The organism is Serratia odorifera (genome assembly GCF_041448735.1).
GTDB lineage: Bacteria > Pseudomonadota > Gammaproteobacteria > Enterobacterales > Enterobacteriaceae > Serratia_F > Serratia_F odorifera.
Window position 1 is genome coordinate 71,584 of the sequence record NZ_JBGMUT010000013.1, and the last position, 11,604, is coordinate 83,187.

Genomic DNA, 11,604 nt, shown 5'->3' on the forward strand with positions numbered 1-11,604 from the left:
GGGAGATGGTAAAAATAAACTGGTTTATATTCAACCTTCAGGGTTGTTTCCGGTCTTACATAAGATATCGGCATATAGCTTTGCTGTTTTTTGATGAGCGGCGGGGTCGTCAGGGATGTGGCGAAACCGCGCCTGAATAGGGGTTTATTTTGGATATGCGCAGACGATTGGCCCGCCTCAGCGGGTTGATGTTGGTAGTACTATTTTGGGCACCGTTAAGCTGGGCCGCACAGGGATGGCAACCGCTGGCGGAGAAAATCCACAAGAGCGATCACGATCCGCGCCATTACCAGGCGATCAAACTGGATAACGGCATGACGGTGCTGCTGGTTTCCGATCCGCAGGCGCCGAAGTCGTTGGCTGCGTTGGCGTTGCCGGTAGGGTCGCTGGAAGATCCCGACAGCCAGCTTGGTCTGGCACATTATCTGGAACATATGGTTCTGATGGGCTCCAAGCGTTACCCGGAACCGGAAAACCTGTCCGAATTTCTCAAGAAGCATGGCGGCAGCCACAACGCCAGTACCGCGTCGTACCGTACCGCTTTTTACCTGGAAGTGGAAAACGATGCGCTCGAACCGGCGGTTGACCGCATGGCGGATGCCATTGCCGAGCCGTTGCTCGATCCCGGCAATGCCGACAAAGAGCGCAATGCGGTGAATGCCGAATTAACCATGGCGCGTTCACGCGACGGTATGCGCATGGCACAGGTCGGCGCGGAAACGCTAAATCCGGCGCACCCGAGCGCACGCTTTTCCGGCGGCAATCTGGATACGCTCAAGGATAAACCCGGCAGCAAACTGCACGATGAACTGACGGCGTTCTACCAGCGCTACTATTCCGCCAATCTGATGATGGGCGTGCTGTACAGCAATCAGCCGTTGCCACAGTTGGCCACGCTGGCGGCAAAAACCTTTGGCCGCGTACCTAACCATAATGCCAGCGTTGCGCCGATTACCGTTCCGGCGGTCACCAAACAGCAGCAGGGTATCATTATTCATTACGTGCCTGCCCAACCGCGCAAACAGCTGAAGGTCGAGTTCCGCATTGATAACAACAGTGCGGCGTTCCGCAGCAAGACCGATACCTACATCAGTTATCTGATCGGCAACCGCAGCCAAAACACGCTGTCAGACTGGTTGCAGAAACAGGGGTTGGCAGACGCCATCAATGCCGGCGCCGATCCGATGGTCGATCGCAATGGCGGCGTGTTTTCCATCAGCGTGTCACTCACCGACAAAGGGTTGGCCCAGCGTGACGAGGTGGTGGCGGCTATCTTCAATTATTTGAAAATGCTGCGCAGTGAAGGCGTCAAAAAAAGCTACTTCGACGAAATCTCGCACGTGCTGAATCTGGATTTCCGCTACCCGTCGATTACTCGCGATATGGACTATATCGAATGGCTGGTGGATACCATGTTGCGCGTGCCGGTTGAGCATACGCTGGATGCGCCTTATCTGGCAGATCGATACGATCCGCAAGCCATAGCGCAGCGACTGGAGGAAATGACGCCGCAAAACGCGCGCATCTGGTTTATCAGCCCGAATGAACCTCACGATAAAATGGCGTATTTCGTTAACGCGCCTTATCAGGTCAATAAAATCGACGCCGCGCGGTTTGAGCAATGGCAGCAGTTGGGGCAGGGGATCAGCCTGTCATTGCCCGCGCTGAATCCGTATATCCCGGATGATTTCACGCTCAACCAACCCTCGCATGCGTTCACCAAGCCCGAACTGGTGGTCAATCAGCCGGGGCTGCGTGTGCTGTATATGCCGAGCCGTTATTTTGCCGATGAGCCGAAAGCCGATGTCACCGTGGCGTTCCGCAACGCCAAAACCATGGATTCCGCTCGCAATCAGGTGTTGTTCTCGCTGACTGACTACCTGGCGGGCATTGCCCTCGACCAACTGAGCTATCAGGCGTCGGTGGGGGGCTTGAGCTTCTCTACCTCGCCGGACAATGGCCTGTTGTTTAATGCCAACGGCTTTACCCAGCGGTTGCCACAGCTGCTGACTACCCTGATTGAAGGTTATTCGAGCTTTACACCGACCGAAGACCAGCTGCAACAGGCCAAGTCCTGGTATCTGGAACAGCTGGACGCCGCGGAAAAGGGCAAGGCGTTTGAGCTGGCGATGCAACCGGTGCAGATGCTTTCTCGCGTGCCGTACAGCGAGCGCAGCGAACGCCGCAACCTGTTGCAGACCCTGACGCTGCAAGACGTGCTGACCTACCGCAACGCGTTGCTGGCTGAAGCGACACCTGAACTGCTGGTGGTCGGCAACATGAGCAAGCAGCAGGTGGATACGCTGGCTTCCTCGCTGAAACAGCGTTTGGGCTGTAGCGGCGAGACCTGGTGGCACGGCGAAGACGTGCAAATTGCCAAGCGGCAGTTGGCCAGCCTGCAACGTCCGGGCAGCAGCACCGATTCGGCGCTGGCGGCGGTGTATGTACCGACCGGCTATCAAGAGGTCACCGGCATGGCTTACAGCTCATTGCTCGGACAGATTATCCAGCCATGGTTCTATAGCCAGTTGCGTACCCAGGAACAGTTGGGGTATGCGGTATTCGCCTTCCCAATGTCGGTGGGGCGGCAGTGGGGGCTGGGCTTCCTGCTGCAAAGCAACAGCAAACAGCCGGCTTACCTGTATCAGCGTTATCAGGACTTCTATCCGAAGGCCGAGCAGCGCCTGCGCGACATGAGTGAGGCCGACTTCGCCCAGTATCAGCAGGCGCTGATTAACGAACTGAAGCAGCGTCCGCAGACCTTGAGCGAAGAGGCCAGCCGCTTTAGCAATGATTTTGATCGCGGTAACTTTGCCTTTGACACCCGCGAGAAATTGATCGCCCAGGTACAGCAGCTGACGCCGGCCAAACTGGCGGACTTTTTCCACCAGGCGGTGATTGAGCCGAACGGCCTGGCGGTGTTGTCGCAGGTCAGCGGCAGCAGTCAGGATAAAGCCGATTATGCGGCGCCGCAGGGCTGGCAGTCGATGCCGAATGCGTCGGCGCTCCAGCAAACGCTGCCGCGTAAGGTCGCGACGCCATGACAACCAGCACCCCGCAGAGGCTCGATCCGCTGACGTTGCCGCTGTTTGGCGAACGACTGATTGAAGCGTCGGCAGGGACCGGGAAAACCTTCACCATCGGCGCGTTATATCTGCGCCTGTTGCTGGGGTTGGGCAAGCAGGCGGCTTTCCCGCGGCCGCTGACGGTAGAGGAAATCCTGGTGGTGACCTTTACCGAAGCGGCGACCGAAGAGCTGCGCAGCCGGATACGCAGCAATATCCACGGTCTGCGCATTGCCTGCGTACGCGGCCGGGAACAGTGCACCGATCCGCTGTTTTCCGCTCTGATGGCGGAAATCGACGATCTGGCCGACGCCGCGGCGCAGTTGCTGGCGGCGGAGCGGCAGATGGACGAGGCGGCGATCTTTACCATTCACGGTTTCTGCCAGCGGATGCTGGCACACAATGCCTTCGAGTCCGGGATTCTGTTTGAACAAACGCTGATTCAGGATGAGCTGCCGCTGCGCCGTCAGGCCTGCGCCGACTTTTGGCGGCGGCAATGCTATCCGTTGCCGCTGGCGGTAGCCCGCGCGGTCAGTCAGGAATGGAGTGGACCGGAGGCGTTACTGGCCGATCTGGCCGGCTATCTGCACGGCGAAGCGCCCACCCTGCGACAACCGCCTAAAGACGATGAAACGGTGTTGATGCGTCACGAGCAAATCGTGGCGCGTATTGAGCAGATAAAAGCGCAATGGCAAGCGGCCGCGCCGGATTTGGAAGCGCTGATTAGCGCTTCCGGCGTTGATAAACGCAGCTACAGCAGTAAGCATTTACCTAACTGGCTGGGCAAGGTTGGCGAATGGAGCGCATTGGCCACCCAGGATTATCAACTGCCGAAAGAGCTGGAAAAGTTCCGCCAATCGACGCTACTGGAAAAAACCAAAAAAGGCGAGCCACCGCGACACCCGCTGTTTGTGGCCATCGATAGCCTGTTTGACCAACCGCTGACGCTGCGTGATCTGATCATGGCGCGCGCGCTGAGCGAAATCCGCACCTCAATCCAACAGGAAAAGCGTCAACGCGCTGAACTGGGTTTTGACGACCTGCTTGGTCGCCTGGATGCGGCGTTACAAAGCGCCGGTGGGGAACAGCTGGCGCAGGCGATTCGTCAGCGCTTTCCGGTGGCGATGATCGATGAGTTTCAGGATACCGATCCGCAGCAGTATCGCATTTTCCAAAAGCTGTACGTCGGACGCGAACAGTGTGGTCTGTTGCTGATCGGCGATCCCAAACAGGCCATTTATGCCTTCCGCGGGGCGGATATTTTCACCTATATGCGTGCTCGCTCAGAGGTAAGCGCCCACTATACGCTAGAGACTAACTGGCGTTCGTCTCCGGCCATGGTAGACAGCGTCAATAAGCTGTTTTCGCAGGTTGGACAGCCGTTCCTGTTTGGCCAGATCCCGTTTGTTGCCGTGGCCGCTGCCGCTAAAAATCAGGGGTTGGGGTTCGAACTCCAGGCGACCGTACAGCCGGCGCTGCATTTTTGGTTACAGCAGGGCGAAGGTGTGGGAGTAAGTGATTACCAACAGATGATGGCGCGCTGGTGTGCGGCGCAGATCCGTGACTGGCTGAGCGCCGGCCAGCGCGGTGAAGCCTGGTTGCTTAACGGTGCACAGCGCCGTGCAGTGCAGGCGTCGGATATCACCATTCTGGTACGCAGCCGCGCCGAAGCCGCGCTGGTGCGCGATGCCCTGAGCCAATTGGCCATCCCGTCGGTGTATCTTTCCAACCGCGACAGCGTCTTTGACACGCCGGAGGCCAAGGATTTGCTGTGGCTTTTGCAGGCGGTATTGGCGCCTGAACAGGAACGTACGCTGCGTAGCGCGATGGCGACCGGGTTATTGGGGCTGGACGCGCCGACGCTGGACGCGCTGAACCATGACGAACGTGCCTGGGATCTATTGGTCAATGAATTTGACGGCTATCGCAGCCACTGGCAGCGGCGCGGCGTACTGCCGATGCTGCGTGAAGTCATGACGCGCCGTCATCTGGCGGAGAACCTGCTGGCCAGTCCCGGCGGCGAGCGTCGTCTGACCGATGTGATGCATCTGGGTGAACTGTTGCAGGAAACCTCCGCGCAGCTCGACAGCGAACATGCGCTGGTGCGCTGGCTGGCGCAGCAGATTGCCCAGCCTAACCGCCAGTCGGACAATCAACAGTTGCGTCTGGAAAGCGATCGCCACCTGGTGCAGGTGATCACTATCCATAAGTCCAAGGGGCTGGAATATCCGCTGGTCTGGCTGCCGTTTGTCGGCAATTTCCGCCAGCAGCAACAGGTGCTGTATCACGATCGCAATAATTTCAAGGCATTGCTCGATCTTAATGCCAATGAAGAAAGCCTCGCCTGGGCCGAAGAAGAGCGGTTGGCGGAAGATCTGCGCCTGCTGTACGTCGCACTGACCCGTTCGGTCTATCACTGCAGCATTGGCATTGCCCCGCTGATTCAGGGGACGCGCAAGAAGCAGGGCGACACCGATTTGCACCGCAGTGCACTGGGCTATCTGGTGCAGGCCGGGCAAGCCGGCGATGCCAGCTATCTGCAGCAACGTTTGCAACAGTTGACCGGCGACGGCGTCGCGCTGTCGCCGGTGGACGAGCCTGATCCGCAACCGTGGCAAGCGCAAGCCGAGGCAGCGGCCGAACTGACCGCCCGCCGCTTTACCCGCCAGGTACAGGATTACTGGCGGGTCACCAGTTATACCGGTCTGCAACAGCATGGGGCGGCGGGAATCACCCAGGATCTGCTGCCGCGGCTGGATGTGGATGCCGCCGGCGAGCAAGCCGCAGACGGTGAGCCGGCGCTTACTCCGCATACTTTTCCTCGCGGCGCGGCACCCGGAACCTTCTTGCACAGCCTGTTCGAAACGCTGGATTTCAGCCAACCGCTGGACGCCGACTGGCTGCTGGAGCAGTTGCGTTTGCACGGCTATGACGACCATTGGCTGCCGGTGTTGCAGGACTGGATGCAGGTCTTGCTGCACACCCGGCTCAACGACAGCGGGGTATCGCTGGCGATGCTGGCGCCGCAGGCCAAACAGGCTGAGCTGCAGTTCTACCTGCCGATAGGTGACCTGCTGCGCGCCGATGCGCTGGATGCGCTGACCAAACGTTACGATCCGCTGTCTGCCCGCTGTCCTGCACTGGACTTTCAGCAGGTGCAGGGCATGCTGAAGGGCTTTATCGATTTGGTATTCTGCTGGCAGGGGAAGTATTACCTGCTGGACTATAAGTCCAACTGGTTGGGAGAGGACAGCAGCGCCTATACCCAGCCGGCAATGGCGCAGGCGATGGCCGAACATCGCTACGACCTGCAATATCAGCTCTACACGCTGGCATTGCACCGTTACCTGCGGCACCGTCTGGCGGATTACGATTATCAGCGCCATTTTGGTGGCGTGATTTATCTGTTTTTGCGCGGCGTCGCTGCCGAACACCCTGGCAACGGCATCTTTTCCTGCCGTCCGGACGGTGAACTGGTCATGGGAATGGATCGGCTGTTCAGCGGCGTATCCCGTGCAACGGAGGCCGAGCAATGATCGATTTATTGCAGCAAGCGGCAACGCTTGGCGTACTGCGCCCGCTGGACGTGCAGTTCGCACGGGTGGTAGCGCCGCCGGATCGACCGGATATGCTGCTGGCCGCCGCTTGCCTCAGCGCGGAAGCCGGTGCGGGGCACGTCTGTCTGCTGTTGCAACAGCTGATGCCGGAGAACCTGTTCGACGGGCGGCAACCAGCATTGGCACAGGCGGTGTGGCAGGCAGCAGGACAGCCCGATCTGGATGACTGGCGGCAACGGTTGTTGAGCTCGCCGGCGGTCAGTGACGGCAGTCTGCCAACGCCGCTGGTGCTGCAAAAACAGCGGTTGTATTTACAGCGCATGTGGCAAAGTGAAGGCCAGGTAGCGGCATTTATCAGCAGCGATAGCATACCGCAGGTTATCGAAACTCAGCGTCTGCGCGCGATCCTCGACCAGCTGTTCGGTACAGCAACGGACACGCCGGACTGGCAGAAAATTGCCGCGGCGGTGGCCGCGACCCGGCGCATCGCGGTGATATCCGGCGGGCCGGGCACCGGTAAAACCACCACCGTGGCCAAACTGCTGGCCGCATTGGTGCAGTTGGCCGAAGGCGCGCGTTTGCGCATTCAACTGGCAGCACCAACCGGCAAGGCGGCAGCGCGACTGACCGAGTCACTGGGCAGCGCCAGCCGACAATTGCCGCTCAGCCCTGAACAGCGGGCGTTATTCCCCACCGAAGCAGCAACGCTGCACCGCCTGCTGGGCGCACAGCCGAACAGCCAACGCATGCGCTATCATCGTGGCAATCCGCTGCATCTCGACGTGTTGGTGGTGGATGAGGCGTCGATGGTCGATCTGCCGATGATGGCGCGTCTGATCGCCGCCTTGCCGCCGCACGCCAGGGTGATTTTTCTTGGCGATCGCGATCAACTGGCCTCGGTGGAAGCAGGCGCGGTGCTGGGAGATATCTGCCGTTTTGCCGAGCAAGGCTATAGCGACGCTCGCGCTGCACAATTGGCACAATTGACGGGCTGTGCATTGAGTGGTCAGAGCGCGCAGGGTGACGCAGCGGTACGCGATAGCCTGTGTTTGCTGCGCAAGAGTTACCGTTTTGATGCCGATTCCGGCATTGGTCAACTGGCGATGGCGGTGAATGCCGGCGACAACAAACGAGCCTGGGCCGCGCTCAACGGCAGTTTTAGCGACGTTGCCGGTTATCCGCTGGTGGAAACCGAGGATTATCAGGCGTTGCTGGATGCCTGTGTGGCCGGTTATCGCGACTATCTCCAGCGGGTCGCCGCCGGAGCGCCGGCGGTCGAGATCCTGGCGGCATTTGGCCGCTTCCAGGTGCTGTGCGCGCTGCGGGAAGGACCCTTTGGCGTTGCCGGACTGAACGAGCGGATTGAAAGCGGGTTGCAACGTGCGGGGCTGATTCGTCGCAACCTGGCTTCCGCCGGGCGCTGGTATCGTGGTCGACCGGTGATGATTGGCCGTAACGACAGTGCGTTGGGGCTGTTTAACGGTGATATCGGCATTGCGCTGCCGGGGGAAAACGGCGAACTGCGTGTGCATTTCCAATTGCCGGACGGCAATATCAAATCGGTACAACCCAGTCGTTTGCCGGCTCATGAAACCGCCTTTGCCATGACGGTGCACAAGTCTCAGGGTTCAGAGTTTGACCATACGGTGCTGGTACTGCCCAACCACTTTCTGCCGGTGTTGACGCGTGAACTGGTGTATACCGCCATTACCCGCGCGCGTCGGCAGCTGTCGCTGTATGCAAGTGAAAAGGTGCTCAACAGCGCCATCCGCACGCCAACCCAGCGGCGCAGCGGGCTGGCGGAGCGGTTGGTGATGGTAGCTCAGCCCAGTGAGACACCGCTGGGCTAAGGTCGGTGGTGGGCTATAGGTCGGCCAGTAGGATCTTCGAACGGCGCTGGTAGTTATACAGCGCCTGTTTCTGCATTGGCAGCACCTCGACGTCCGCCGGAGTGAAACCCCGCTCCTGGAACCAGTGAATGCTGCGCGTGGTCAGTACGAACAGTTTTTTCAGCCCCATCTGGCGCGCCTGCGTTTCCACTCTTTGCAGCAGCATTTCGCCGCGCGATGAACTGCGGTAGTCCGGATGCACAGCCACGCAGGCCATTTCACCGATTTTCTCATCCGGGAATGGGTATAGCGCGGCACAGGCGATGGTCAGGTTATCGCGTTCGATGATGGTGAACTTGTCGATTTCCATTTCCAGTTGCTCACGCGAGCGGCGCACCAGAATGCCTTGCTGTTCCAGCGGGCGAATCAGCTCGAGAATACCGCCAATATCGTTGATGGTGGCGCGCCGCACCTGTTCGGCGCTTTCCATCACGATCTGTGTACCGATACCATCACGTGAGAACAGCTCTTGCACTAACGCGCCGTCTTCCTGATAGCTGATCAGGTGGCTGCGCCGTACGCCGCTGCGGCAGGCTTTCACCGCGCCGCGCAGGAAACGTACGGTGCCCGAATGGTAATCACCGCTCTGTTCCAGCTCCTCAATACGCTTTTGTGCGTCATTGGGGAACAGTTCGGAAATGATATTGCCTTCCTCGTCGTTAACCCCTTGGGACGAGCAGAAGCCAATCATTTTTTCCGCCTTGAGCTTGATCGCCAACTGGGTGGCAACCTCTTCCGACGTTAGATTAAAGCTTTCACCGGTAACGGAAACGGCAACCGGGCCGATCAGCACGATGGCGTTGCTGTCGAGCTGGCGATGGATCGCCTCTTCGTCAATGCGGCGAATGCGGCCGCTGTGGCAATAATCCACGCCGTCATCGATGCCAAGCGGTTGGGCAATGATAAAGTTACCGCTGACCACGTTGATATGTGCGCCTTGCAGCGGCGTGTTGTTCAGACTCATCGACAGCCGGGCAGTGATGTCCAGTTGCAACAAACCGGCGGCCTGTTTGACCAGCTCCAGCGTCGGCGCATCGGTGACGCGAGTATGCTTATGATAAATTGGCTCCAGGTTATGCAACGCCAGGTTGCCGTCAATCTGCGGCCGCGCGCCGTAGACCACCACCAGCCGGATGCCCAGACTATGCAATAGGCCGATATCGTTGACGATGTTGGAGAAATTCTCATGCTCAATGGCTTCTCCCCCCAGCATGACCACAAAAGTCTTGCCGCGGTGAGCATTGATATAAGGGACTGAGTGACGGAATCCTTGAACCAGCTCTGTACTACGTTCCTTCACGGTCAAACCTCTTTTTGCATATTTATACGGTATTTTTGTATTTTTATTCTTTTTTTGCGCTGATGGCAAGTGGGAATTTATTGGTTTTTTGGCGCTAACACCGCTAAATCGTTAATAAATTGACAAAACATAAAAGGATTTTCTGGTGACAGCGCTGGATGGATTCGTTAAAGTTTTTGCCATTCTCACTTTATGGTGCTTTTTTAAGCTGATTTTTTTGCTGGAGCCGCATGTCAAACGCTAATCACAATCTGGGTCGCCGTCGTCTGTTGCAGGGGGTTGCCGCAACCTGGTTGCTGAGCGTGAGCCGCGTCGGTTTTGCCGCCTCGTCGCACGTGATTGCGGTGCGCGTCTGGCCTTCCTCTACCTATACCCGCGTGACGCTCGAATCCAACGAGGAACTGAAGTACAAGCAGTTTGCCTTGACCAACCCCGATCGTATCGTGGTGGATATCGAAGGCGTGCATCTCAATAGTATCCTCAAGGGCATCGCCGGCCAGGTACAGACTGCCGATCCTTATCTGAAACAGGCACGCGTCGGCCAGTTTGACAAGAATACCGTGCGCCTGGTGCTGGAATTAAAGCGAAGCGTCAGCCCGCACATGTTTACCCTGTCGCCGGTGGCGGAATACCGTAACCGACTGGTGCTGGACTTGTATCCGTCCAAATCGTCGTCCGGCGAAGAGTATGATCCGCTATTGGCATTGCTGGAAGATTACAATAAAGGGGATTTGGAACGGACGTTGCCGGCACCAACTCAGGCGCCGCAGGCCGGCAAGGCCGGGCGCGATCGGCCAATTGTCATTATGCTCGATCCGGGCCACGGCGGTGAGGATCCCGGCGCTATCGGCAAATACAAAACGCGCGAGAAAGACATCGTGCTGCAAATTGCCCGCCGTTTAAGCACCATGATCAAGCGTGAACCCAACATGAAAGTGTTTATGACGCGTAATGAAGACGTGTTTATCCCGCTGAAGGTGAGGGTGGCCAAAGCACGCAAGCAACGCGCCGATCTGTTCGTTTCCATTCATGCCGATGCGTTTACCAGCCGGGCCGCCCGCGGCTCCTCGGTGTTTGCGTTGTCGACCAAAGGGGCGACCAGCGCCGCAGCGAAGTTTCTGGCGCAGACGCAGAACGAATCAGATCAAATTGGCGGCGTCAGCAAAAGCGGCGACCGCTATCTCGACCACACCATGTTCGATTTGCTGCAAACCGCGACCATTAACGACAGCCTGAAGTTTGGCAAAGAAGTGCTGAACCGCATGGGGAAAATCAACCGGCTGCACAAGAACCGAGTCGATCAGGCCGGTTTTGCGGTATTAAAGGCGCCGGACATCCCGTCGATTCTGGTCGAGACGGCTTTTATCAGCAACGTTGAAGAAGAACGCAAGTTGCGAACCAGCCGTTTTCAACAGCAGGTGGCCGAGTCGATTCTGGCGGGTATCAAGGCTTACTTTGCCAACGGTGGTGCGCTGGCCAGGCGTTGAGTGCGCGCGCCGGGCTGCGTGGTCCGGCGTGATTAACGCCTGGGGAGGGGAATTCCAGACATAAAAAAACACCCGTTAAGGTGCTTGATTATGGTCATCAAATTGGTTGCGGGGGCCGGATTTGAACCGACGACCTTCGGGTTATGAGCCCGACGAGCTACCAGGCTGCTCCACCCCGCGTCCGTCTTGATGCATTACTGTCTGGCATGGATATCACGGTATGATATCAGTTGGTTGCGGGGGCCGGATTTGAACCGACGACCTTCGGGTTATGAGCCCGACGAGCTACCAGGCTGCTCCACCCCG

General features: G+C 58.3%; 5 protein-coding genes and 1 tRNA gene. 4 read left to right on the forward strand and 2 right to left on the reverse strand.

Annotated elements, in window-relative coordinates:
• Positions 1–155 precede the first annotated feature (155 nt).
• The 3 genes from ptrA to recD are packed head-to-tail and all read left to right on the forward strand — an operon-like array spanning position 156 to position 8,472.
• Positions 156–3,044, forward strand: a complete 2,889-nt coding sequence (gene ptrA / locus ACCC84_RS21205) for a pitrilysin (RefSeq protein WP_004959172.1) — start codon at positions 156–158, stop codon at positions 3,042–3,044.
• A complete protein-coding gene (gene recB, locus ACCC84_RS21210) occupies positions 3,041–6,601 on the forward strand; it encodes an exodeoxyribonuclease V subunit beta (protein ID WP_004959173.1) in 3,561 nt (1,186 codons plus the stop codon). The genes ptrA and recB overlap by 4 nt, the downstream gene beginning before the upstream one ends.
• On the forward strand, positions 6,598–8,472 hold the full coding sequence (gene recD / locus ACCC84_RS21215) for an exodeoxyribonuclease V subunit alpha (protein WP_273870865.1): 1,875 nt from the start codon (positions 6,598–6,600) through the stop codon (positions 8,470–8,472). Before recB ends, recD begins: the two co-directional genes overlap by 4 nt.
• A 13-nt stretch (positions 8,473–8,485) precedes the next feature.
• Here the strand turns inward: recD and argA are convergent, their stop codons facing one another.
• On the reverse strand, positions 8,486–9,811 hold the full coding sequence (gene argA, locus ACCC84_RS21220) for an amino-acid N-acetyltransferase (protein ID WP_039992588.1): 1,326 nt from the start codon (positions 9,809–9,811) through the stop codon (positions 8,486–8,488).
• A gap of 230 nt (positions 9,812–10,041) precedes the next feature.
• On the opposite strand from argA, the gene amiC reads away from it, so the two are divergent.
• The gene (gene amiC / locus ACCC84_RS21225) at positions 10,042–11,298 is read left to right on the forward strand and encodes an N-acetylmuramoyl-L-alanine amidase AmiC (protein ID WP_004959176.1); all 1,257 of its coding nucleotides are present in this window, start codon (positions 10,042–10,044) and stop codon (positions 11,296–11,298) included.
• A 103-nt stretch (positions 11,299–11,401) separates the two neighbouring features.
• Here the strand turns inward: amiC and ACCC84_RS21230 are convergent.
• A tRNA-Met gene (locus tag ACCC84_RS21230) sits at positions 11,402–11,478 on the reverse strand.
• Between the last annotated feature and the right edge of the window lie 126 nt (positions 11,479–11,604).